This is a genomic window from Flavobacterium sp. 2 (assembly GCF_049949195.1).
Classification (GTDB): Bacteria; Bacteroidota; Bacteroidia; order Flavobacteriales; family Flavobacteriaceae; genus Flavobacterium.
The window spans coordinates 3281054-3306799 of sequence record NZ_CP188206.1; the positions used below are offsets into that span (position 1 = coordinate 3281054).

20 protein-coding genes are annotated in these 25746 nt (G+C 33.7%); 10 read left to right on the forward strand and 10 right to left on the reverse strand.

All coding sequences use genetic code 11. The features are described from left to right. Window positions 1-76 precede the first annotated feature (76 nt). Entirely contained in the window at window positions 77-1054 is a 978-nt protein-coding gene (locus ACNFIH_RS14010) for a succinylglutamate desuccinylase/aspartoacylase family protein (protein ID WP_426483623.1), read from the forward strand. Continuing rightward, window positions 1041-1610 (forward strand): 5-formyltetrahydrofolate cyclo-ligase, encoded by a 570-nt coding sequence (locus ACNFIH_RS14015; protein ID WP_426483624.1) that lies wholly within the window; start codon window positions 1041-1043, stop codon window positions 1608-1610. The genes ACNFIH_RS14010 and ACNFIH_RS14015 overlap by 14 nt, the downstream gene beginning before the upstream one ends. A 171-nt stretch (window positions 1611-1781) precedes the next feature. On the opposite strand, the gene ACNFIH_RS14020 is transcribed toward ACNFIH_RS14015, so the two are convergent. The 8 genes from ACNFIH_RS14020 to ACNFIH_RS14055 form a co-directional block, all read right to left on the reverse strand. Beyond that, window positions 1782-2525 carry a tetratricopeptide repeat protein gene (locus ACNFIH_RS14020; protein ID WP_426483625.1) on the reverse strand — a complete coding sequence of 248 codons (744 nt, stop codon included), beginning with the start codon at window positions 2523-2525 and terminating at the stop codon, window positions 1782-1784. A gap of 15 nt (window positions 2526-2540) precedes the next feature. Beyond that, window positions 2541-4289, reverse strand: a complete 1749-nt coding sequence (locus ACNFIH_RS14025; RefSeq protein WP_426483626.1) for a BatD family protein — start codon at window positions 4287-4289, stop codon at window positions 2541-2543. A 123-nt stretch (window positions 4290-4412) separates the two neighbouring features. Continuing rightward, window positions 4413-5210 (reverse strand): tetratricopeptide repeat protein, encoded by a 798-nt coding sequence (locus tag ACNFIH_RS14030; protein ID WP_426483627.1) that lies wholly within the window; start codon window positions 5208-5210, stop codon window positions 4413-4415. 43 nt (window positions 5211-5253) lie between these two features. After that, window positions 5254-6288 carry a vWA domain-containing protein gene (locus tag ACNFIH_RS14035; RefSeq protein WP_035653057.1) on the reverse strand — a complete coding sequence of 345 codons (1035 nt, stop codon included), beginning with the start codon at window positions 6286-6288 and terminating at the stop codon, window positions 5254-5256. Window positions 6289-6332: 44 nt separating this feature from the next. Further along, a complete protein-coding gene (locus ACNFIH_RS14040) occupies window positions 6333-7334 on the reverse strand; it encodes a vWA domain-containing protein (protein ID WP_426483628.1) in 1002 nt (333 codons plus the stop codon). Continuing rightward, window positions 7334-8965, reverse strand: a complete 1632-nt coding sequence (locus ACNFIH_RS14045; protein ID WP_426483629.1) for a hypothetical protein — start codon at window positions 8963-8965, stop codon at window positions 7334-7336. The genes ACNFIH_RS14040 and ACNFIH_RS14045 overlap by 1 nt, the downstream gene beginning before the upstream one ends. 150 nt (window positions 8966-9115) lie before the next feature. Further along, window positions 9116-9979 carry a DUF58 domain-containing protein gene (locus ACNFIH_RS14050; RefSeq protein ID WP_035653065.1) on the reverse strand — a complete coding sequence of 288 codons (864 nt, stop codon included), beginning with the start codon at window positions 9977-9979 and terminating at the stop codon, window positions 9116-9118. Between the two features lie 79 nt (window positions 9980-10058). After that, on the reverse strand, window positions 10059-11063 hold the full coding sequence (locus ACNFIH_RS14055) for an AAA family ATPase (RefSeq protein ID WP_017497457.1): 1005 nt from the start codon (window positions 11061-11063) through the stop codon (window positions 10059-10061). Between the two features lie 224 nt (window positions 11064-11287). Here ACNFIH_RS14055 and ACNFIH_RS14060 point away from each other — a divergent pair, with 224 nt between their 5' ends. From ACNFIH_RS14060 to ACNFIH_RS14070, 3 genes are all read left to right on the forward strand, one after another. Next, window positions 11288-12160 carry an aldo/keto reductase gene (locus tag ACNFIH_RS14060; RefSeq protein ID WP_142451508.1) on the forward strand — a complete coding sequence of 291 codons (873 nt, stop codon included), beginning with the start codon at window positions 11288-11290 and terminating at the stop codon, window positions 12158-12160. Window positions 12161-12264: 104 nt separating this feature from the next. After that, window positions 12265-13020: an SDR family NAD(P)-dependent oxidoreductase gene (locus ACNFIH_RS14065; protein WP_426483630.1), complete on the forward strand. Its 756-nt coding sequence runs from the start codon at window positions 12265-12267 to the stop codon at window positions 13018-13020. 110 nt (window positions 13021-13130) lie between these two features. Continuing rightward, complete coding sequence (locus ACNFIH_RS14070; RefSeq protein WP_035653073.1) at window positions 13131-14276, forward strand: ATP-binding protein; 1146 nt, start codon at window positions 13131-13133, stop codon at window positions 14274-14276. A 125-nt stretch (window positions 14277-14401) separates the two neighbouring features. Here the strand turns inward: ACNFIH_RS14070 and ACNFIH_RS14075 are convergent, their stop codons facing one another. Beyond that, entirely contained in the window at window positions 14402-15145 is a 744-nt protein-coding gene (locus tag ACNFIH_RS14075) for a DUF3298 domain-containing protein (RefSeq protein WP_426483631.1), read from the reverse strand. A 201-nt stretch (window positions 15146-15346) separates the two neighbouring features. On the opposite strand from ACNFIH_RS14075, the gene ACNFIH_RS14080 reads away from it, so the two are divergent. Further along, complete coding sequence (locus ACNFIH_RS14080) at window positions 15347-16489, forward strand: cystathionine gamma-synthase (protein WP_035653075.1); 1143 nt, start codon at window positions 15347-15349, stop codon at window positions 16487-16489. Between the two features lie 78 nt (window positions 16490-16567). Here the strand turns inward: ACNFIH_RS14080 and ACNFIH_RS14085 are convergent, their stop codons facing one another. Beyond that, entirely contained in the window at window positions 16568-17359 is a 792-nt protein-coding gene (locus ACNFIH_RS14085; RefSeq protein WP_426483632.1) for a THC0290_0291 family protein, read from the reverse strand. Window positions 17360-17685: 326 nt separating this feature from the next. Here ACNFIH_RS14085 and gdhA point away from each other — a divergent pair, with 326 nt between their 5' ends. From gdhA to ileS, 4 genes are all read left to right on the forward strand, one after another. Continuing rightward, window positions 17686-19029, forward strand: coding sequence for an NADP-specific glutamate dehydrogenase (gdhA, locus tag ACNFIH_RS14090; RefSeq protein ID WP_035653078.1), 1344 nt, complete (start codon window positions 17686-17688; stop codon window positions 19027-19029). 130 nt (window positions 19030-19159) lie between these two features. Then, the gene (locus ACNFIH_RS14095; protein ID WP_426483633.1) at window positions 19160-21442 is read left to right on the forward strand and encodes a T9SS type A sorting domain-containing protein; all 2283 of its coding nucleotides are present in this window, start codon (window positions 19160-19162) and stop codon (window positions 21440-21442) included. A 50-nt stretch (window positions 21443-21492) separates the two neighbouring features. Then, entirely contained in the window at window positions 21493-22206 is a 714-nt protein-coding gene (gene recO, locus ACNFIH_RS14100) for a DNA repair protein RecO (RefSeq protein WP_426483634.1), read from the forward strand. 130 nt (window positions 22207-22336) lie between these two features. After that, window positions 22337-25738: an isoleucine--tRNA ligase gene (gene ileS / locus ACNFIH_RS14105; protein WP_426483635.1), complete on the forward strand. Its 3402-nt coding sequence runs from the start codon at window positions 22337-22339 to the stop codon at window positions 25736-25738. Window positions 25739-25746 lie beyond the last annotated feature (8 nt).

Sequence of the window (25746 nt, forward strand, 5' to 3'; positions counted from 1 at the left end):
AAAGCTTACTATCGATTTAGTTTCAAATTTACAAAATCAAAAGAATAATTTCTATATTTAGCTTTTATAATTCTACATGAAAAATAGCAAGCCCTTAGTTATCTTCGATGAAGCAATTTTGCCTGGAGAAAGCAGAACAATCAATGTTGAAATCGCAAGATTGCATACGACTACAAAACTTAATATTCCGGTAATTGTTCGCCGTTCAAAAATTGAAGGCCCTGTTGTTTTGTTTTCGGCAGGAATTCATGGCGATGAAATAAACGGCGTTGAAATTGTGCGACAAATTATCAGCAAAAAAATCAATAAACCAGCTTGCGGAACCATAATTTGTATTCCAATCATAAATATGTATGGTTTTGTAAATAAGTCGCGTGAGTTTCCTGATGGACGTGATTTAAACCGGGTTTTTCCAGGAAGCAAAAAAGGTTCTCTTGCCAGTCGATTCGCATTTCATATTGTTGAAGAAATTTTGCCAATTTTAGATTATGCAGTAGATTTTCATGCCGGAGGTGCAAGCCGATTTAATGCTCCGCAAATCAGAATTACAGAGAATAATCCCGAATTGAAAGTGTTGGCAGATGTTTTTAATGCGCCATTTACTTTGTACTCTAAAAATATTGGAGGTTCTTTTAGAAATACTTCTGAAAAAGCAAATGTGAAAATGCTGCTTTTTGAAGGTGGAAAATCGTTGGACATTAATAATGATATTGCCAATGAAGGCGTTATGGGAACAAAACGATTGTTGAATTATCTTGGAATGCTTGATTCAAAACAACTTGTTGAAGCAGCTCCGATGCCTTCAATCTATATTAAAAATTCAGTTTGGCTTCGTGCAAAATGTTCGGGTTTGCTCCATGATTTTAATTTAATCGGAAGATTTGTGACAAAAGGAACTATTCTGGCGATTATTACAGATCCTTTTGGGAAATTTGAACAAAAGGTAAAAGCACCTCATGACGGATTTATAATTAATGCCAATCATTCGCCAATTGTTTACGAAGGTGATGCTATTTACCATATCTCTAAAAAACCTGACAATGCCGACGAATAAAAAAGAACTTCGATTACATTACAAAAATCTGCGTGCAGCACTTTCTGAAGAAGAAATTGAAGAAAAAAGTCTGGCTGTTGCTAATAATTTAATTCCGCTGCCGATTTGGGATAAAACATACTTTCATGTTTTTCTTCCAATTGTCGAGCATAAAGAAGTCGATACAGAGTTTGTTTTGCATTTGCTTTCCGGAAAAGATAAAGAAATTGTGTTTTCAAAAAGTGATTTTGAAACGCGCGCAATGACACATTTTTTATTGACCGACAATACGAAAATTAAAAAAAACGAATACAATATTCCCGAACCAGTAAACGGTCTTCAGGTTCAGAGTTCAAATATTGATGTTGTTTTTGTGCCCCTTTTAGCTTTTGATATTCATGGAAACCGAATTGGTTATGGAAAAGGTTTTTACGATAAATTCTTAGCAGAATGCCGACCAGAAACGATAAAAATTGGACTTTCGTTTTTTGAAGCCGTAAATCAGATTGATGATGTCTTTGAATCGGATGTAAAATTGGATTATTGCGTTACGCCTTTAAAAGTCTACACTTTTTAAATTTTCATATTTAAATCGATATAAGGTATCTGATGCTAAAACTTATTTTGCTATAAAATTTATCATATCATAACTATGTTTAATGGAATAATTTAAGAACAAAATAAAAATCCCAAACTCCAGTTCAAGAATTGGAATTTGGGATTTTTTTATTGTATTATTTTTAAAAATTTACTTTACTTCTTTAATAGTCGAAGCATCAATCCAACCTTCAGTTCCATCGGTTAATTCGATTTTTTTCCATTGGCCTAAAACTTCGGTTACATAAACTTTTGCACCTTCGTGTAATAAGAAAATAGCAGAACCACCTTTTTGAGGTTCGCTTCGAACTTCGCTCATTTCAGCAAATACAATTGCCGGACGATCATTGTCAAAATGACTTTTTTCAGACATTCCTGCTGAAACACTCAATCCTAAAGCAACCAAAAGAACAAACATTCCAATGAAATAAATTCTTTTTGTAAGTGTCAGTTGTGAAAAGTAATAGCCGATAAAACTCAACAAGAAAAGAAATGCAATTCCAACCGAGATTTTTGCCCAAGTATTATAATTAAAAATGCCAGTAAAATTCTGAATCAGTTTTGCGAAACCCACTTTCGGTACTTCTTTAATTTCGTCAATTGTTAGTTTTTTGGCAAATTTTAAATTGTTCAGTGTTTCCGGATCATGAGGTTTTAAAACTAAAGCTTTCTCATAATTGTAAATTGCCGGAGCGACTTTATTCAGTTTATAATAACTATTTGCCAAATTAAAATACAACTCAGCCGATTCTTGCTTGTTTTCTTTTATAACACCTTCATAAGCCTGAATAGCTTCCTGATAATTGCCTCTTTGATACATGGCATTTCCTTTTTCAAAGCTTTGAGCAAAGAAAACCTGTGTGATGAATAAAAAGAGATAGACTATATTTTTCATTTTATTTTCTTTAAACTAAACGATTTGTTTTTCTAATTCTGAAATAATCAAAACAGCTTTATCAAAATCTTGTTGAATCGAAGCGCTAGACGCCGGAGCATATCTCGCAAATTCGCAGTTTTCAGTTAAATCAATAAAACTCTTAACCGATTCTGGATTTGCATTTCTTGACAACAGCAATTCACGAATATTGTCTTTACTCATTTCTGAAGTTTCAATATGTAGTTTCGCTTTCAGGAAGTTATGCATTGCTTTTTCCAGCGCGATATAAAATGCTTCTTTGTTGTTAAGCTGTTTTTTAGCTTCTGATAAATATTTCTTAGCCAGCTTATTATTCATTTTGATTCGGTTTCCAGCCACATCGCCATCAATTGCTTCTTTTTTCTTCTTAGCAATGATTATAATTGGCAAAATGATGAAAGGTGCAAACAACAAGGCATAATACAAATCAGAACCATAAAAATCATCTTTTTCGACAGAAACTAATGTCGTTCTTGATTTGATATATTTAAACTGATCTGTTTTCGAAATAATATTTTTAGCCGCATTTGCTGTGCTATTTGCTTCAGCCTGCATTGGACCGTCTAAAACGTCAATCGCAATTTCCTGCGAAGTGATTGTTTTGTATGAACCTGTACTCAAATCAAAATACGAAAACTGCATTGGCTTAATAATGTATTTTCCTTTGTATTGTGGTACAATAGTATATTTATCTGAAATTCTTCCCGACATACCAGTTAAAGAAGTAGTCACTTTTTCATCATGAACCGGATCGTACATTTCCAGTGCATTTGGAACAACTGGTTTTGGTAAAGTAAACAGTTTCATGTTTCCAGTTCCATTTGCGCTCACGATTAAATCAAGACCTTCGCCACTTTTTACGCTTGTTTTTGAAGGCGTAACAACGAAATTAAATTTACCAACTGCACCGCTGAAACCTTCTGGTTTTCCAGTTTCAGGAAGCGGTCTTACGTTTATTGTTTTGGCTCCGGCCGAAACTACTTTATTGTCATCCGTAATAATCATTTGACCAAACATATCGCGACGATTTGTTGGCAATTGTACACCAATATCCAATGAAAGCGGTTCGATTGTTAATTTACCTGATTTTTGAGGATACAGGATTGTTTTTTTCAAAATCACAAAATAGCATCTTTGACCCTGAAAACTTCCTTCTTCAATTGATAATTGTTTAATGTCAATGTTTTGATTCCAAAAATCATTGTATTTTGGTTTTGCTAATTCTTTAAAACCAGTAACCCCAATATTATTGAAATACAATTTGTAAACAACCGTAATTGGTTCATTCAGATACGGATTTGTTTTTGAAATTTCGGCAACCAAATTAAGAGTTTCACTGCCTTGTCCTTGAGGTCTGTCATTTGGATCTCTCTCTTGGGCAACGGCATTTGTAACAACAATTTTTATAGGCGAAGTTTTGTAAATCTGTCCATTAAATTCAATTGCAGCCTGGCGTATCGTTACATTTCCTTTTCTATCAGGTTGTAAAATATAGGAGTATATTTTTTGAAAAGAGCTTCGTCCATTAACCCATGACTGGCTTATTTGCTGACTTGGTCCGGCTACGATTTTAAATCCATCAAAATTAGGCTGTTCAAAGTTGTCTCCATCAACATTCATGATGAAGTCAATTCGAAGTCTTTCGTTGAGACCAAGCGTGTTTTTGCTTACTCTGGCTTCAAACTGAACTTGAGCCAAAAGTCCTTGAAAAGTGAATAGAAATAAAATTAAAAATCTTTTCATTTATTCGTTTAATCAGTTTTTGTTTGTTGTTTAATTGTTTAACTGTGAAATCGTTTAATCGGTTTTTTATCTAACGGATACTTTCCGAATAAACAAATTAACAATTAAACGATTAAACTTTTATTACCAGTCTTTTTCTGTTTTTTTAGGACTTCCTTTTACTTTTTGAGCGTTTACTTTATCCTGAACTTTCTTCTCTTCATTGTTAACCGCATCTAATAAATTTTGAACACGATCTTTTGATATTCCTCCAGGTTGTGGTTTTGGCTGTCCGTTATTGTCAGATTTATCATCTTTTTTCGGATCATTTTTACCATCCTTTTTATCCTTGTCTTTATCGCCTTTATCGTCTTTTTTATCTTTATCCTTGTCCTTGTTTTTATCTTTGTCCTTGTCTTTGTCTTTGTCCTTGTCTTTGTCTTTGTCTTTGTCTTTATTTTTATCCTTGTCTTTGTCTTTATCCTTATTCTTGTCTTTGTTGTCGTTTTTAGGAGGATTTTCTTTTAGCTTTTGTTTAGCCAAGGCATAATTATAGCGGGTTTCATCATCAGTTGGATCATTTCGTAATGCTTGTTTATATGCTTCAACAGCCTGCGTATAATCTTTCTCTTTCATGAAAACATTTCCTAAATTGTGATAAGCAGTATGTTTTTCGGGTCTTGTTTTAGCATTTTTTATCGCTTTCGCGTAAGCGAATTTAGCTTCCGAAATCTGATTTTGCTTATAAATGGTGTTTCCTAAGTTGTACGAAGCAGCTGCTTTTTTTGGAAATTTTGACTGTGAAATTCTATAATTCGCTTCAGCATCAACAAATTTATTCTGTTTATATTCTTCGTTCCCGTTTGGCAATGTTTTGTCTTTCTCCTGAGCAGAAACTGCTAAGGAAAACGTTAGTAAAATATAAAGAAGTAAATTTTTCATTCTAAATTTTTTATTTTTTTGTTCCGGGAATTTTGCGGAACAATTATTTCTTTTCATTAAATAAATTCAACTCTTTTATCCAGTTTGTTTTTCTTTCCAAAAGGAAAATATCTAAGAATAATAATAGAAAAGCGAAACCAAGAAACCATTGAAATTGTGATTGAAATTCGGCCATTTGTGTTGCTTCAAACTCTGTTTTCTGAATGTTGTTTAAAGCGTTTTTTACATAATCCAAAACTTCTTTGGTATTGCCACCGTAAACATAACCGCCTTTTGTTGCTTTTGCAATAGTTTTTAAGCCTTCCTGATTTAATTTGGTTATAACAATTTCTCCGTTTTGATCTTTCTGATGATTTCTAACAATGCCATTTTCTTTTAACGGAATTGTTCCTCCTTTTTCAGTTCCAACTCCAATTGTAATGATTTTCATTCCCAATTTATTGGCTTCTTCGGCAGCTGCAGAAGCGCCTTCAGAATGATCTTCTCCATCAGAAATCAGAATCAATAACTTGCTTGTTTTGCTTTTTTCATCAAAATAAGTTGACGATAAACGAATTGCCTCATCAAGCGAAGTTCCCTGAGATGAAACCATATCTGGAGTCATACTTTGCAGGAACATTTTGGCAACACTATAATCAGTAGTAATTGGTAAAACCGGGAAAGCACTTCCAGCGTAAGCTACAATTCCAATTCGGTCACTTCCTAACTGATTGATGATTTGCGAAACAATTTGTTTACTTTTTTCAAGACGATTTGGCGCAACATCTTCGGCTAGCATACTTTTAGAAACGTCGACAGCAAAAACAATATCGATTCCTTCTCGTTTAACGGTTTCCATTTTTGTCCCAATTTTTGGATTTACAAGTCCAATAATCAAGCAGGCAAGCGCCAAAAGGATAATCGATAATTTTAATACTGGTTTAAAAACAGAACTTTCAGGGCTCAGTTTTTTGACCATTTCTATATCACCAAATTCGCGTTGTTTTTTTCGTTTCCAATACACATTGAAAAGAAAAATACACACCAAAATTGGTAGTAAAAATAAAAGGTATAAATATTTTTTTTCGTCTAATTCCATTTTAAATTTCTGAATTTAGATTTTAGATTTTTTTTAATCCAAAATTAAATGAAGCTTCTGTAAACCGTATTTCTTAAACCAACTTCCAACAATAATAAAAAGACTGCCAATGAAACAAAAAATCGGTATTTTTCGTCATAATCGTAGAACTTCAATTCCTGTATTTCTGTTGTTTCTAATTTATTGATTGCATTATAAATTTGGGCTAATCTGTCATTGCTGGTTGCTCTAAAATACGTTCCGTCAGTTTTGCGGGCAATGCTTTTCATTAACTGCTCATCAATTTCTACTTTTTGCATTTTGAATAAAAAACCGCCATTCGGGCCATATGCATATGGAGACTCGGCCATTCCATTTGTTCCCAGACCAATAGTGTAAACTTTGATTCCATATTGTTTTGCAATATCTGCAGCAGTTTCAGGCTCAATAAATCCGGCATTATTTACACCGTCTGTCAATAATATAATAACGCGGCTTTTTGCTTTACTGTCTTTTAATCGGTTTACGGCAGTTGCCAATCCCATTCCAATTCCAGTTCCATCTTGTAAAGCAGTATCATATTTGATTTCCTTTATTGCTTCCAAAATAATGGCTTTGTCACTTGTAACTGGAGTTTTGGTATAAGCTTCTGATGCGTATAAAACCAATCCAATTCGGTCATTTGGTCTTTCGCCAACAAAATCTGCAGCTACTCTTTTTAAAGCTTCCATACGGTTTGGCTTCAAATCTTTTGCCAGCATACTTCCAGAAACGTCAATTGCCATTACAATATCAATTCCTTTAGTTGTTTTGGTCTGATTGCTGATGTCAACTGTTCTTGGTCTTGCTAAAGCAATAATTAATGAACATAAAGCAAGAATCCTGAAAACATATAAACACGGTTTTAGTTTTGTCAACAGTGATTCGCTGTTTTTAAAACCTACAGTTGAACTCATTTTTAAAGTTGCAGATTGTTGGTTTCGTTTCCAGAAGTACCAAGCAATCACAACCGGAATCAAAAGAAACAGCCAAAAGAATTCTGGATTTAAAAAAGTGATCTTTCCCATTAGTTACTAGCTTTTCTAAGTTCAACAGAATTTAAAATTCGGTCTGTAATTGTATTTCCGTAGCTGTCGCCTTCTTCGTGTGAAATAATAATTTGCTGCAATCCTTGTTCTTGTTTAAACAAAAGAATTTCATAATACACTTTTGTACTGCTTTTGGTAAGAGGATTTATAACTGTCATCGTTCCATATCCTTTTAAGCCCTGAACACCTTCGTTTGTTTGGTAATCTTCTTGTTTTACAATTATATTTTGTCCGCCTTGGGCTTCAATAACTTTTAATGAACCTTCTAATGTTTTTGCCAAATCGATTTCAGTCGGTGTTTTAAATTTACTCGTTGAAACCGCAATGTAAAAATTGTCCGTCATACCTCCATAAACAAAAAGCTGCATTTCCTTAATCAAAGCCATTGCATCTTTCGGAAGAACTTTTAGCGGGTCCACTCGTTTTAAAACTTGTGGCGTTTCAAGTAAAACTCCTGGATTTCCATATTCACTTTTTACCCATTCGCTTTCCAAAAGGCGTTTTGTTGGGTTCATTAAAAGGGTATCTTTTACATTAGTGAAACCTTTTACAGCAATTAAAACAGCTGTCGTTACAATCAATAAACCAAAAACAGCTGCGACAGCAATCGTAATTCGTTTATTTCTTTGTTTCTTTAATTGAAGTTTAATCTGTTTTTGTCTTTGAGCTTCATTAAGTAATTCATCTTCTTCAGATGGAATTTCCGTCGGAATTGCATTATCAAGTGTTAAAATCACTTTTTGAATTTTGTTTCGGTCTTCAGTAATTTCAAAATCCAAAGGTTTTGATTTTGCAAACTTTACCAAATCCGCCTGACGTAAAACTCGCTCTAAATTTTCAACGGTTTCAGGCGTCAGTGTCATTTTCTTTTTAGTTGAAGCCGTTCTGATTGCCTGAATTAATTCAGAAGTTGTGCTTTCCATTGCTGGAATGTGAATTGCTTCTTCAATATAATTTCTTGCAATATCAGTAAGCTCACTATAATATTCTTTGATTTCGCCTTTTTGAACAAGTTCTTTTTGTTCTAGATTGTTTAATAAGCTTGTTGCTTTTTCGATAGGAGTCTTATAAACTTCTTCTTCGATTTTCTTTTGCTGACGTTTCTTTACGTACCAATATACAAATGCACCAATACCAAGAATAATCAATAATGCTAAAACATATATCCACCAGTTTCCAATGCCTTCGTCCGCAGTGCTGATGTCTTTGATATCGTACATTTTTTGTTGTAAAGTATCGACTTTTACGTTGGCAACTTCAACTTTGATAGAATCAGAGAAATACGGTTTTTTGTCGATTAAAATCGTAACACTCGGAATTACATATTTTCCAGAATCAAATTGTGTTAGTCCATATTTTTTGATCAGTTCATAATTACCGTCTTTCTTTACAGTATCAACTGGATACGATTGAATGACTTCTAATGGTCCAAAGGTTTTTTGTTTAGGAAAAACAACTTTCGATTTTGAACTCACAACTGTTTTCAGCGTAAGCTTGAACTCAGCTCCAATTTTGTTTTTTGTAGTATCAATACTAGTTTCGACTTGCTTTTGCTGTGCAAAAACCGCCGATGTAAGCAAAAATAGAAATATGTAAAATTTTAATTTCATTTGATTTTTGATTTCAGATTTTAGTCTAAAACGATGCTTAAAAATAGAACACGGATGACACAGATTTAAGCAGATTATATTTTTTATAATTGAAAAACGATATTTTAAAATCTAATATTCTAACCCTCTAATCCCGAAGTTTCAGGATAATTATCTAGACTTGAAATAGCCTAATAATTTAGTTACATAATTTTCATCGACTCTGGTATTTACTACGCCAGCGCCAGATTTGCTGAAAGTTTCCTTGAAATAATTTACTCTTTCGTGATAATGTTTTTCATAGTTCATTCGAACTGTTTTTGAACCTGTATCAACCAAAATTGTTTTTCCGGTCTCTGCATCCAGCATGTTTACCATTCCTAAATTTGGAATTTTTTCTTCACGAATATCATACACGCGAACTCCGGTAAGGTCATGTTTTTTTGAAGCAATTTTTAACGTTTGCTCATAATTTTCAGACATGAAATCTGAAATCATAAAAACAATGGCTTTCTTTTTCTGAGTTCCTGATAAAAATTTTAAAGCTTCAGAAATATCGGTTTTGTGGCTTTTTGGTTCAAATTCGATTAATTCACGAATAATTCTTAAAACGTGTGAACGGCCTTTTTTTGGTGGAATATACAATTCAACATTATCAGAAAATAAAATCAATCCAATTTTATCGTTGTTTTGTGTAGCCGAAAAAGCCATCGTTGCCGCAATTTCGGTTACGATGTCTTTTTTAAACTGAGTTTTTGAACCAAAACCTTCAGAACCCGAAATATCAACCATTAAAACCATGGTCAATTCGCGTTCTTCTTCAAATACTTTAACGTGAGCTTCGTTGTAGCGTGCGGTTACGTTCCAATCGATGTTACGAATATCATCTCCGTATTGGTATTGACGCACCTCGCTAAACGTCATTCCTCGTCCTTTAAATGAAGAGTGGTATTCTCCCGAAAAGATGTGATTGCTCAATCTTTTGGTCTTGATTTCTATTTTCCGTACTTTTTTTAAAAGCTCTTTTGTATCCATTTTTTGTTTGGTTTATGGTTTGTGGTTGTTGGTTGATGGCGCATAAACCATCAACAAATAACTATCAACCATCAACTTTTTAAGGTACCTCAATCTCGTTAACGATTTTGTTGATAATGTCTACAGAAGTAATGTTTTCTGCTTCTGCTTCGTAAGTGATTCCAACTCTGTGACGTAAAACATCGTGAACAACTGCACGAACGTCTTCTGGAATTACATAACCACGACGTTTGATGAAAGCATAACATTTAGCAGCATTAGCCAAGTTGATACTTCCACGAGGAGAAGCTCCAAAACTGATAAGCGGTTTTAAATCGGCTAATTTGTATTTTTCTGGGTAACGTGTAGCAAAAATGATATCTAAGATATATTTCTCAATTTTTTCATCCATATAAACTTCACGAACAGCTTCTTGTGCACGTAAAATTTGTTCTACAGAAACCACTGGGTTTACTTTTTCGTAAGATCCTTTTAAGTTTTGGCGAATTACAAAACGCTCTTCGTCAATTTTTGGGTAATCGATAACGGTTTTTAGCATGAAACGGTCAACCTGAGCTTCAGGAAGCTGGTATGTTCCTTCTTGTTCAACCGGGTTTTGAGTTGCTAATACTAAAAATGGACGATCTAATTTGAAAGTGGTATCACCAATAGTTACTTGTTTTTCCTGCATCGCCTCAAGAAGTGCAGATTGTACTTTTGCAGGAGCACGGTTGATTTCATCCGCAAGTACGAAATTAGCAAAGATTGGCCCTTTTTTAATAGAGAATTCGTTTGCTTTAATATTGTAAATCATTGTTCCGATAACATCGGCAGGCAATAAATCGGGCGTAAACTGGATACGGCTGAAAGAACCCTGAACCGCTTGAGATAGCGTGTTAATTGCTAAAGTCTTGGCCAAACCAGGAACTCCTTCAAGTAAAATATGTCCCTGTCCTAAAAGACCAATTAATAAACGTTCGACCATGTGTTTCTGGCCCACAATAACTTTGTTCATTTCCATTGTAAGAAGGTCTATAAAAGCACTTTCTCTTTCAATTTTTTCATTGATCGCTCTAATGTCTAAAGTCGTTGTATTTTCTTCCATATAAATGTTTTTAAAAGCTTTTTTAAACTCTTGATTTTTACGTCCGGTTTTTGAGAGTGCAAATTGAATATTTTTTGAGAAGTAAGATGTTAAAGAATGGTTAAAACTTCGACCAAACACCTAATTTTAAGGACGAATTGTGAATCTATTTTTATATTTTTAAGAACTTTGATGGATATGTTTTTAAAAAGCATATTTATTACCAAAAATAACGCAATATAACCATGAGTAAAACAACATTATCGCCTATTATTTCAGGCACTATGAATTGGGGAATCTGGGACAAAAACCTTTCGGCTAAAGAAATGGAAAACTTGATACAAATTAGTATCGAAAACAAAATTACCACTTTTGATCACGCCGATATTTACGGCGACTATACCACCGAGGCTGAATTTGGAAAAGCATTTAAAGCAAGTAAAATTTCCCGCGAAAAAGTACAATTAATTACAAAATGCGGTATTCAGTTGGTGAATGAAAACCGCAACACAAAAATCAAACATTATGATTATTCTAAAGACTATATAATTTGGTCTGTAGAAGAATCACTAAAGAAACTCAAAACAGATTTTATCGACGTTTTTTTATTGCATAGACCAAGTCCGCTGATGCAGGCTGATGAAATTGCTGAAGCAGTTGAGAAATTAAAATCGGAAGGGAAAATTATTGATTTCGGACTTTCGAATTTTACAAGTTCTCAAACCGAATTAATTCGTCAGAAAACAGAAGTAAGTTTTAACCAAGTGCAATTTTCGGCAACGCATTTTGAAGCAATGACCGACGGAAGTTTGGATTATATGCAAACGCACGGAATTCGTCCGTTGTCATGGAATCCGCTTGGAACTGTTTTTAGAGAAGATACTAAAAAAACACGCCGCTTGAAAAAACTGTTTTCAGTGCTTTTGGAAAAATATCATTTAGGTGCGGATACACTTTTATTAGCTTGGATTTTAAAACATCCGGCAGGAGTTATTCCAATTGCAGGAACTGTTAACGTTGCCAGAATTCAATCTTTATTAAAAGCAGTTGAATTAGATATGGACAAAGAAGACTGGTTTGCCATCTGGACAGAAAGTATGGGCGATGATGTTGCGTAAATAAAAATATTGGCCCACAGATTTTACAGATTAAACAGGTTTAAAAAATTACAGTGTAAATCTGTTTAATCTGTAAAATCCGTGGGTAAAAACAAATACTTAAAATGAAAAAAACAGCCCTAATTACTGGAGCAACAAGCGGAATTGGAAAAGCAACCGCACAAATATTGGCAAAAAACAATTATAAAGTTATTCTTTGCGGAAGACGTAAAGATCGTTTAGAAGAATTAGAAAAAGAACTTTCGGCTTTTACAGAAGTATATTCTTTATCTTTTGATGTTCGGGATAAAGATGCTGTTTTCTCAGAAATTAGTTCTTTGCCAGAAGATTTTTCAACAATTGATGTTTTAATCAATAATGCTGGAAATGCACACGGTTTAGATCCGATTCAAAATGGAGATATTGATGATTGGGATGCTATGATTGATATTAATGTAAAAGGACTTTTGTATGTTTCTAAGGCAATTATTCCGCAGATGATCGAGAGAAAAGCGGGACATATTATCAATATCGGATCAATTGCAGGGAAAGAAGTTTATCCAAATGGAAACGTTTATTGCGCTTCAAAACACGCTGTAGATGCCATCAACAACGGAATGCGAATGGATTTGAATCCGTACGGAATTAGAGTTGGTGCAATTCATCCAGGAATGGTAGAAACTGAATTTAGTGAAGTTCGTTTTAAAGGCGATGCCGACAGAGCATCAAATGTATATAAAGGTTTAGATGCGCTTCAGGCAGAAGATATTGCAGACATTATTCATTTTGTAGTTTCAAGAAAGTATCATGTTAATATTGCAGATTTAATTGTTTTCCCGACAGCTCAAGCCTCAGCGACAATTGTCAAGAAAAATATTTAAAATTAGATCGTTAGACTTCTTAGAAATTTAGATCTTTAGAGTATCTTAGGAATCTGAAAATCATAATCTAAGAAGTCTAAATTTCTAAGAAGTCTCATAATCTAAATTAAATGATTAATAAGCGCCTTTTGATAAAGAATTTACTTGCTCACAACGACGAGAGCAGTTTTTATGATAAAAAAAGGCAGCTGAATTTGCATACGCGCGAAGGAAAAGGAAAGTTTCTGAAGCACATTTGCGCATTGTCAAATTCAAATCCAACGAATAACTCTTATATTGTTGTTGGTGTTGAAGATCAGGATAATGAAATTGTTGGAGACGATTTCTTCGATGACAGCCGAATTCAGAATCTCGTAAACGCTTTTTTGGAAAATCCGCCGAAGATTCAATATGAAAACGTGCCATTTCCAAATCTTCCCAAAGATAAAGTAATCGGATTGGTTACAATTAAGCCGAAAAGCAAAATCTCTTATTTTAAAAAAGGCATTCATACGATTCTTGCAAATAGTATTTTTGTTAGGCGCGGAAGTAATTCAATTCCTTTAGAAAATCATGAAGAAGTCGAGAAGAATTATCAAAATACCGAAACCGTAATTGGTATCGAAAATAATTCCCGAAACAGTATTCAGTATACACTTGATGGCGTTATTGATTTTATGAATTTCAGGCACAAAGATATGTCGCCGAAATATCGTGTTTTTAAAGAATTATTTGTGATCTGCTGGGCAGGAGTTCCTAAAAAATCACGTGATAAAACCTTTCTTTCCCGTGTTGATATTGAGTTGATCAACGAGCAAATTAAACTTTTTTACTCGGCTCAGGATGTTGTAACGATAATTTTTGACGATGATAGTTTTACGATTACAGAATATGTTCCGCTTGGATTAAATGACAAAACAAGTTACTATCCGCTAGAAGAACAAACTATTCGTTTTTTTGATAATGGTTATTATAAAATCGATCGAAAAATACTTTTTCATCCTCCCGAATTCAATCGCAAAATGCTTTATCATATTTACAATTCAAATATGGCATTGCTTCAAAAATTGCAAAAAGGAATCGTTTTGTCTGAACGAGAATTGATTGATCTGGAAAATCTTCCTTCTACTTTTATGATTTGTTATCTGAATGGTTTTGACGAAGCCAAACAAAAACTTATCGATTCAAAATTGTTGTTAAAACCCTTTCCGCAAGTGTATTTGTCGTTTAAAGAAGCTTTAAGAATTCTCCGTAAAATGAAATATGATGTTCAGTAAAAAAAGGCACAAAGGTACAAAGTAACAGAATTACAAAGGTTTTCTATAGAGATGCAGTACAATAAACTTTTAAATTTGAGTAAAAAAAACTCAGAATCTTAGCAACTTAGAACCTTAGAATCTTTTTAATGATATTTCAAATATTGATTTACTTCATCATACGGAAATAAGATTTCTTTTGGACCATCAGCATAAGAAGCGGCTTCATAGGAGTTGTAGTATAACAGAAGGCCTTCTTCAGTATAAAAAATATTCTGTGGCAATTGAAATTTGTCGTTTTCAAACATTAAACCTGTTGCATTGATATTTGCTTTGGCAGGAATTTTATATTTCTCTCTGAATTTTTTTTCGGCGAAAGCCTTAAATTCTTTTTCGTTTTTGAATAACTGATCGTTAAAAATTGTTTTTCCGGTTTTTGGATCAAATAATAACGATTTAAAGCCTTGATAACCATGTGCGCCGCCGGTAAAAGTGTAGTGATCAATTTTAATGTTTAAAATTTCTTCAGAATGGAATTCGACATTTCCTATGATTTTTCCTTCCCAGCCAAAAGTCTCCGTTGGAAATTTTTTATGCATTTCTTCATAAGACGAAATAAATGATTCTGTGAGGATATTGTAATTGGTTGCTTTTGCAGGATTTTCGTCAAAATAAACAATCTCTTTTACGACTTTGAAAACTTTTTTATTAATACTGTCTGCAGTAATTTTTACATTTTTTGCAATTGGAACTTCAATAGTGATTACAGGACAATCGCTTTTGCAGGGAATAGTAGATTTTTTTTCAAACGTCTCATTTTCAAATGAAAGCTCTTTGTTACAACTTGTGAATATCAAAAACAAAAAGACTAAAAAAGTATAATGTTTCATATATGTGAAAGTTATTGGTTAGCAGATATAAAAGGTAACACTTTTTTTGGAAATGAAATTTTAATTTCACAAAAGTCTGACAGACAGTGGTTTTATGTCAAAAAGTGTTAATTATATACAAAGGTAAGAACTTGTTTCAGGATTAGAATAAATTAAACGGTAAATTTGTAGAGCATTTATAGAATTAAAATTTGTAACTATATGAAATTCAATACTAAAGTAATACATGGTGGTCAACATCATGATCCAAGTACAGGTGCAGTAATGCCTCCGGTATATCAAACTTCAACTTTTATTCAGACAAGTCCAGGAAAACCTTTGGCAGATTATGAATACAGCCGAGCTTCAAATCCAACTCGTACAGCTTTAGAAAACGCTTTGGCAAGTATTGAGAATGGAACTCGCGGACTTGCTTTTTCGTCTGGTTTAGCAGCGACAGATTGTATTTTAAGATCATTTAAAGCTGGTGATGAAATCATTGCAATGGATGATTTATATGGCGGAACTTACAGAATGTTTTCTAGAATTTATAAAGATTCTGGAATTAAATTTCATTTTGTTGACATGACCGATTTGGAGAAATTGAAATCGTTAATCAATGAAAACACAAAATTGATTTGGGTTGAAACTCCAACAAATCCATTAATGAAATTGGCTGATATCGAAGAGGTTGCCAAAATCACAAAAGCGCATAAAATTTTATTTGCAGTAGATAATACTTTTGCAACGCCATATTTACAAAAGCCATTAGATTTGGGTGCTGACATTGTGATGCACTCAGCGACAAAATATTTGGGAGGACATTCTGATGTTATTGCCGGAGCTTTAATTGTAAAAGATGAAGCTTTAGGAGATCAATTGCATTTTCAGCAATTTGCAACTGGCGCAACGTTAGGACCAATGGATAGTTTCTTAGTTTTAAGAGGAATTAAAACACTTTCTTTGAGAGTCCAAAGACATTGTGAAAATGGAGAAAAAGTAGTAGAATTTTTGAGTAATCATCCTAAAATTAAAACGGTTTATTATCCAGGATTAAAAAATCATCCTTTTCACGAAATTGCTAAAAAGCAAATGAAAGCTTTTGGCGGAATGGTTTCGTTTACTTTTGTTTCAGGTAAAAAAGAAGATTCGATTGCATTTTTAGAGAAACTGAAAGTATTTACTTTAGCAGAATCTTTAGGCGGAGTAGAATCTTTGGCAAATCATCCGGCTTTAATGACGCATGCATCGATTCCTGCAGATAAAAGAGCCGAGGTTGGTATAACTGATGATTTAGTGAGATTAAGTGTTGGTATTGAAGATGCTGAAGATTTAATCGCCGATTTAGAGCAAGCTTTATCTTAAAAAAAATAGCAATAAAAAATCCCAAATTCCAATTTTGATTATTTTGGAATTTGGGATTTTTTCTATTTTGGAATTTCTCTAGAACTCTAAATAATAGATGTATCCAAAGTTAAACCATACTTGCCAGTCGTTTGACTTGTTTTCTTTATAAATGTCTTTGTTAGGATTTAGACCATCAATCCAGTCATTACTGTACATCTTAAAACGAGTTTCAAACATTAAATCGTCCATTTTTGTTAGTTTGTAATGAACACCAATTCCTCCGGTTGCAGCTAAAACGATTCCGGTTTCAGTAGAAAACCCGTGTGCTCTTCCGTCTGATGGAGTTAAATATTTTCCTATCGTTACATTTGGAAGTGTCAGGTCTCCTAAATTAGAGCCTACTTTTGCAGAATAATAGTCTACCTGAAACCCAAGACTTAAATACGGACTGAAGCTACCAACTGTGTTTTCGAAATCGTGTATCTTGATAAAAGAAAATTCTAATTGAGATCCTATTCCTACTGTAGTTGAAGTTGCCTTCATGTTTTTAAGCATGTTAACAAATACCGTTTCTGGCTTTTTGTCAACCCATCGTCCAAAATGTTTAAGTTCAGTATGGCTAAATGAAAGTTCAGATCTTACTTTAAAGTGTTCAGTAAAAAAACTTTCACGATTATTGGCTGCTGAGAAGTTGATGAAATGCATAACTCCAATCCCAAATCCGGTGTTTCCGACGTTAGTGTCAAAGTTGTTTCTCTGACCAAAATCAGATTGCAGTGTTACAGGTCCTGCGAATATTCCTATTTCTTGAGCGAGATCAGATTGGGCGTTTACTGCAGTACTGATACCAAGAATGGTAAATAGCGTGATAATTACGGGTTTGAGCATAGTATTTGGGCTTTCAAATCTTGGCAAATATATAAAAAAGGTTGTCTAATCAAAATAATAAATTCTTGTATTAAAAATTTAGTAACAAAACACTTAATTTTCTGACTTTAAGTGCAGTGATTTGATGTAAAATCAGAGGTGTAAAATTGTATTTTAATTTTTGTTTAGAAATTACACAATTCTTCTCTAAAAACGAAAAAAAATAACAATTCATGATTGTTTTGCCTTATCTTTGCATGTTGTTACGAAAACGTTTTCTTTAAGGCGTTTTTCTTATTATAATTGATTTTAAGCTAAAAACTATTATTTGAATAATTTATTTAAAAATGGAACAAAAAATAAATGAATTTATGGCTCTGGTTGAGTCAAAAAATCCAAACGAACCAGAATTTCTTCAGGCTGTTAGAGAATTTGCAGAAACTGTAATTCCGTTTATATCTGAGCGTAAAAAATATGATGGAAAGAATATTCTTTTAAGAATTGCTGAACCGGAAAGATCAATAATATTTAGAGTTCCGTGGGTAGATGATAAAGGAGAAATTATTGTAAACCGTGGATTTAGAATTCAGATGAACTCTGCAATCGGACCTTATAAAGGAGGTATTAGATTTCATCACACTGTAAACCTATCAGTTTTAAAATTTCTTGCTTTCGAACAAGTTTTTAAAAATAGTTTGACAACACTTCCAATGGGTGGAGGAAAAGGTGGTTCTGATTTTGATCCAGAAGGAAAATCGGATGCTGAAATTATGCGTTTTTGCCAATCATTTATGACAGAATTATGTCGTCATATTGGTCCAGATCTTGACGTTCCTGCAGGAGATATTGGAGTAGGTGCAAGAGAAATTGGTTATTTGTTTGGACAATATAAAAGAATCAGAAATGAATTTACTGGAGTTTTAACTGGAAAAGGTTTGGCTTACGGAGGTTCATTAATCAGACCAGAAGCTACAGGTTATGGTGTGGTATATTTTACAGATCAAATGCTTCGCACTATCGGACATGAGATTAAAGGTAAAAAAGTAGCTATTTCAGGATTTGGAAATGTGGCTTGGGGAGTAGCTTTAAAAGTAAATGAATTAGGAGGTAAAGTAGTTACAATTTCTGGACCTGATGGTTATATTTATGATGAAGACGGAATTTCCGGAGAAAAAATCGACCATATGGTTGAAATGAGAGCTACTGGAGATAATAGAGCAGAAAGATATTTAGAGAAATATCCAAATGCGATTTTCCATAAAGGAAAAAGTCCTTGGGAAGTAAAAGTAGATATCGCAATTCCATGCGCAACTCAAAATGAGTTAACTGGAGAAGATGCTAAGAAATTGATTGATAATGGCGTTTTATGTGTAACTGAAGCGGCTAATATGCCTTCTACATTAGATGCAATTAAACTTTTCTTAGATAATAAAGTACTTTTTGCTCCAGGAAAAGCAGCTAATGCTGGTGGTGTTGCTGCATCTGGATTGGAAATGACACAAAACTCTATTCGTCTAAACTGGACAAGTGAGGAAGTGGATTTAAGATTAAAAGACATTATGGTTGGAATTCACAACCAATGTAAAAAATATGGCGCTGAAGAAGATGGCTATGTGAACTACGTAAAAGGAGCAAACATTGCAGGATTTGTTAAAGTTGCCGATGCTATGCTCGCTCAAGGTGTAGTGTAATTTTTAGTTATAGTTTTTTGAAATGCCTTCATTTGTCTCCGGACATTTGAAGGTTTTTTTTATTTATAAAAAGAACAAAAAACAAATAATTCCGTTTGTAGTATATTTGTTTATTCGAATACGTAAAATAATGAAAAGAAAGTTTCTGTATATTTTGTTTATACTCTTGTTTCAATTTAGTTTTTCACAGAACAAATTGTCATGGCAGGGTTATTTTTCGTTCAACGAAATAAAAGATATTTCAGGATCTTCTACTGCGGTTTTTGCAGCCTCAGAAAATGCTTTGTTTACAAAAGACGCAACAACAAATACAACTAAAACCATTACTACTGTTGACGGACTTTCAGGCCAGACTATTTCGGCTATGTATTATAGTGAAGCCTTTAAGAAAACAATTGTAGGTTATGAAAATGGTTTGATGATTGTAATTAATGAATCGGACGGAAGCATGCTTAAAATTGTGGATATCATCAATAAACAATTGGCTCCTAATCTAAAAAAAATCAATCATTTTATGGAGCATAATGGTTTGGTTTATGTTTCCTGCGATTTTGGAATTGTACAGTTTAATTTGACAACTCTCAAATTTGGTGATACATATTTTATAGGAGATAACGGCGCCGAAATCAGTGTTAAACAAACAACTTTTTTTAATGGATTTATTTATGCCGCAACTTCAAGTGGAATAAGACGCGCCGATATTACAAATCCAAATTTAAATGATTTTAAGCAATGGTCTGTTGTAAATACTGGTGATTGGTCAAGTGTTGAAAGTTTAGATGCAGAATTGATTGCGATTAATTCTTCGGGGTATATTCATCGATTTAACGCTAGCAATTTTGTTGGATTTTCGCAGCTTCCACAAGCTTCGGTTGATATGCGTGCAAAAAATCATAATTTGTTTATAACCATAAAAAATGCTGTATATGTTTATAGCAATCAAATGATATTAATTCGCCAAATTTCTAATGCTCAGGTATTGGATAATACTTTAAATTTTACTTGTGCAACTTCAGTGGGCAATGTGATTTTCATTGGAACAAAAGAAAAAGGTTTGTTTTCATCATCGCTTTCAAGTAGTTCTGCATTTGTAAATAATACTCCTTCTGGGCCGGCCCGAAATAATATTTTTTCAATGGATGTAACTCCAAGTGTTCTTTGGGCTGTTTATGGAGATTATGACACGTATTATAATCCGTATGATTTAGATAGTTATGGGGTTAGTAAATACAATACTTCTGGTTGGTTGAATATTCCTTATTCTGATGTGTATAATGCAAAGTCGATGACAAGAGTTATTGTTAATCCAAAGAATGAGAAACAAGTTTATGCAAGTTCTTTTTTTTCAGGCTTATTGCGAATCGAAAATGATGTTCCGAATCTTTTGTATAATGAAAAAAATAGCGGTTTAGAATCGATTACGACTGAAGGACCAAATTATATTGATGTTCGTATAAATGCGACAGCTTTTGATAAAACAGGAAATCTTTGGATAACTAATAGCCGAATTAAAAACGGATTGAAGGTTTTGAAATCGAATAATCAATGGGGAAGTTATGCGATGACTTCAATTTTAGATGATGCTCAAGCCAGTAGTTATTCCAGTATTTTAGTAGATAAAAATAGTGTAAAATGGATTGCAACAAATCGTGACGGTGTTATTGGTTTTAATGAAACGAATAATACTTTCAAAAAAATGACTTTTGGTGCAGATGCTGGAAATCTTCCAGTTGCCGATGTCAGAGCGCTTGCGATTGATACTAAAAATCAGCTTTGGATTGGGACAACAAAAGGATTGCGTGTTTTGTCCAATGTTGGAAATTTTCAGAATGACAGCCAGCTAAAGGCAAATCCGATAATTATTATGGAAGATAATTTGGCTCAGGAACTTCTTTACGAGCAATTTATAACCACAATTGCGGTTGATGGAGCCAATAATAAATGGATTGGAACAAGTGATTCTGGAGTTTTTATGGTTTCTCCAAATGGTCAGGAAACGAAATATCATTTTACAATCAGTAATTCGCCTTTGCCAAGCAACGCCATAAATGAAATTAAAATCAATAGTACAACGGGTGAAGTTTTTATTGCAACCAATAAAGGTTTGATCTCTTTTGGCGGAATTGCCACTGAAGCCAACGAAGATTTGAGTAATGTTTATGTGTATCCAAATCCAGTTCGGCCAACCTATTCAGGAACTGTAAAAGTTGCGGGATTATTGGATAAAGCCAATATTAAAATCACAGACATCGAAGGGAATTTGGTTTACGAAACAACTTCAGAAGGAGGAACAATTGAATGGGATACAACCGCTTTTGGGAAATATAAAGTTTCTTCAGGCGTATATATGATCTTTATTTCTGCTCAGGATGGCGGTGAAACTAAAGTCAAGAAAGTGATGATAATTAGATAATATGCTAATTAGAAAATTAGAGAATTGCCCAAAGTCTAAATAATTTAAAAATGCTTGTTAAAACCAAAGCAATAGTAATCTCGTCTTTAAAATTTCAGGAAAAAAGTTTGATTGTGAAATGTTTTACACTTTCAAGCGGACTGAAATCGTATTTTGTGCGCGATGCTTTTTCGAGTAGGAAAGCGAGCCAGAAGATTGCTTATTTTCAGCCTTTTTCGATTTTAGAAATTGAAGCCGTTCATAAAAACAAAGGAACGTTGGAAAATTTCAAAGAAATAAAAAGTGCCGTTCCGTTTCAGAGCATACATACTGATATTGTGAAAAGTACAATGGTGATGTTTTTGTCTGAAATGCTTCATTATTCTATTCAGGAAGAAGAAAAAAACGAACAGCTTTTTCTCTTTTTAGAAACCGCTCTGACTTGGCTGGATCATCATGAAGAAATTTCCAATTTTCATTTGATTTTACTTTTAGAAATCACCAAATACTTAGGTTTTTATCCTGATATTTCAGAAATAAATTTGCCTCATTTTGAAATGATTGATGGTATTTTTACGCATTTTTCTGGAGTAAATACGCTTTCAGAACACGAAACCAGTTTACTTAGAAAATTACTCGATTTGAAATTTGATAATGATCAAAAAATCTTTCATGTTTTAGAAAGGCAAATTCTGCTAAAAATCTTAATTGATTATTACAGTTTTCATTTGGACGGATTCAAAAAACCGAAATCTTTAGAGATTTTAAAGGAAGTTTTCTCTTAAATCGATTGAAAGGCTATTATTTGTTGCGGAATATACCTGAAATTTCCCGAAATCGGTCTTTTTTCCTTTATCTTTTATCTATTTTCCTCAAAATTCCTTACTTTCGCACCTCGTTTAAGAAAAGGATAAAATGAGTACAAAATTTACTGAATACAAAGGACTTGACTTGCCAACAGTAGCGTCAGAAGTTCTTGATTTTTGGAAGAAAGAAAATATATTTGAAAAGAGTGTTACAACTCGCGAAGGTGCTGAGCCTTTCGTGTTTTTTGAAGGCCCGCCTTCAGCAAACGGATTACCAGGAATTCACCACGTAATGGCGCGTGCGATTAAAGATATTTTTTGCAGATATAAAACTCAAAAAGGTTTTCAGGTAAAAAGAAAAGCCGGATGGGATACTCATGGTTTGCCTGTAGAATTGGGTACTGAAAAAGAATTAGGAATTACAAAAGAAGATATTGGCAAAACGATTTCGATCGAAGAATATAACGAAGCGTGTAAAAAAACCGTTATGCGTTATACGGACGTATGGAATGATTTGACCGAAAAAATGGGATATTGGGTTGATATGGATGATCCATATGTGACTTATAAACCAAAATATATGGAATCGGTTTGGTGGCTTTTGAAACAAATCTACGATAAAGGTTTGTTGTACAAAGGATACACGATTCAGCCGTATTCTCCAAAAGCAGGAACAGGATTGTCTTCTCATGAAGTAAATCAGCCTGGAGCTTACAGAGATGTTACAGATACTACAATTGTAGCGCAGTTCAAGACTTTGCCAGAAACATTACCAAGCTTTTTACAAGGTTTTGGAGATATTCACATTTTAGCTTGGACGACAACTCCTTGGACACTTCCATCGAATACAGCTTTAACAGTTGGGCCAAAAATCGATTATGTTTTAGTAAAAACTTTCAATCAATATACTTTTGAGCCAATTAATGTTGTTTTGGCTAAGAATTTGGTTGGAAAACAATTCGGAAAAGGGTTTTTCTTAAGTGAAGATGATGCTGATTTTGACAATGTGAAAAATGGCGATAAAAAACTTCCGTACAAAATTTTAGCAGAAGCAAAAGGAGCAGATTTAGTAGAAATTCGTTATGAGCAATTATTGCCTTACGTGTTGCCATATCAAAATGCTGAAAATGCATTTAGAGTAATTTCAGGAGATTTCGTTACAACAGAAGATGGAACAGGAATCGTGCATACGGCTCCAACTTTTGGCGCAGATGATGCTAAAGTAGCAAAAGAAGCAAAACCAGAAGTACCGCCAATGTTGGTTTTGGATGAAGAAGGAAATGCAGTTCCGTTAGTTGATTTACAAGGAAAATTCACTTCTCATGTAGGTGAACTTGCTGGTAAATACGTTAAAAACGAATATTACGATGCAGGACAAGCTCCAGAGAAATCTGTAGATGTTGAAATCGCAATTCGTTTAAAAGAAGAAAATAAAGCTTTTAAAGTTGAAAAATACGTGCACAGTTACCCACACAGCTGGAGAACTGACGAGCCGTTATTATATTATCCCCTAGATTCATGGTTCATCAAAGTAACCGATGTAAAAGATAGAATGTTCGACCTGAACGAAACTATCAATTGGAAACCTAAATCTACTGGTGAAGGACGTTTTGGAAACTGGCTTAAAAATGCCAACGACTGGAATTTATCTCGTTCTAGATATTGGGGAATTCCGTTGCCAATTTGGAGAACTGAAGACAAAAAAGAAGAAGTTCTTATTGGTTCTGTTGAAGAATTATATAATGCGATCGAGAAATCTATCGAAGCTGGTTTTCAAAAAGAAAATCCGTTTAAAGGTTTTGAAATCGGAAACATGTCTGAATCAAATTATGATTTAATTGATTTGCACAAAAATGTAGTGGATCAAATTACATTGGTTTCGGCTTCTGGCCAGCCAATGAAACGCGAAAGCGATTTGATCGACGTTTGGTTTGATTCTGGAGCGATGCCGTATGCACAATGGCATTATCCTTTTGAAAATCAAGATAAAATTGATGGGAACAAAGATTTTCCTGCGAATTTCATTGCAGAAGGAGTAGATCAAACTCGTGGATGGTTTTATACATTACACGCAATCGGAACTTTGGTTTTTGATAAAGTAGCGTATAAAAACGTAGTTTCTAACGGTTTGGTTTTGGATAAAAATGGAATTAAAATGTCTAAGAGTAAAGGAAATACGATAGACCCGTTTAAAACCATTGAAGAATTTGGTCCTGATGCCACACGTTGGTACATGATCATGAATGCAAATCCGTGGGATAACTTGAAGTTTGACCTTGAAGGAATTGCTGAGGTTCGCCGTAAATTCTTCGGAACTTTATACAACACTTATTCTTTCTTTTCGTTATATGCTAACATCGACGGATTTAAATATGCTGAAGCAGAAATTCCGTTAAACGAAAGACCAGAAATCGATCAATGGATTATTTCAGAATTGAATACTCTAGTGAAATTTGTTGACGAATGTTATGAAGATTACGAGCCAACAAAAGCAACAAGAGCTATTTCTGAATTCGTTCAGGAAAACTTAAGTAACTGGTATGTTCGTTTATGTCGTCGTCGCTTCTGGAAAGGTGAATATGCTAAAGATAAAATCGCGGCCTACCAAACGCTTTATACTTGCTTGTTAACAATCAGCAAATTGAGCGCTCCGGTTGCTCCATTTTTTATGGATAAATTGTATCGCGATTTAACTGCTTCGACGGGAACCGAGGATTTTGCTAGTGTTCACTTGGCTGAATTCCCGAAATTTGTCGAAAACTTTGTTAATAAAACGTTAGAGAGCAAAATGCAGAAGGCGCAAACAATCTCTTCTTTGGTTTTGTCACTTAGAAAAAAGGAAATGATCAAAGTACGTCAGCCTTTGCAAAAGGTAATGATTCCGGTACTTGACGAGAATCAGAGAGCTGAAATTGAAGCGATTTCTGACCTTGTAAAAGCCGAAGTAAACGTGAAAGAAATTGAACTTTTAGACGATGCTTCTGGTATTTTGGTTAAACAGATTAAGCCTAATTTTAAAGCTCTTGGGCCACGTTTCGGAAAGGATATGGGCTTGATTTCTAAGGAAATACAAGGTTTTACAGCTGAACAAATCAATGAGTTGGACAAGCAGGGGACGCTAGATATTGTTATTTCTGGAAATAATGTAACTTTATCATTAGAAGACGTCGAAATAACATCTCAGGATATTGAAGGATGGCTGGTTGCAAATTCAAATGGAATTACAGTTGCGCTTGACATTACAATTTCTGAAGAGTTGAAAAATGAAGGTATCGCGAGAGAATTGGTAAACAGAATTCAGAATATCCGTAAAGATTCAGGATTTGAAGTTACTGATAAGATTAAGGTACAGATAAAGAGAGACGGCATTTTAGAAGATGCAGTTTTGAAAAACTTAGACTATATTAAGTCTGAGACACTAACAGATGATTTGGTTTTTGTGGATGCTTTAGAAAACGGCACAGAAATTGAGTTTGATGATATTAAAACAATGATATTAATTTCAAAATAAAGTATAAT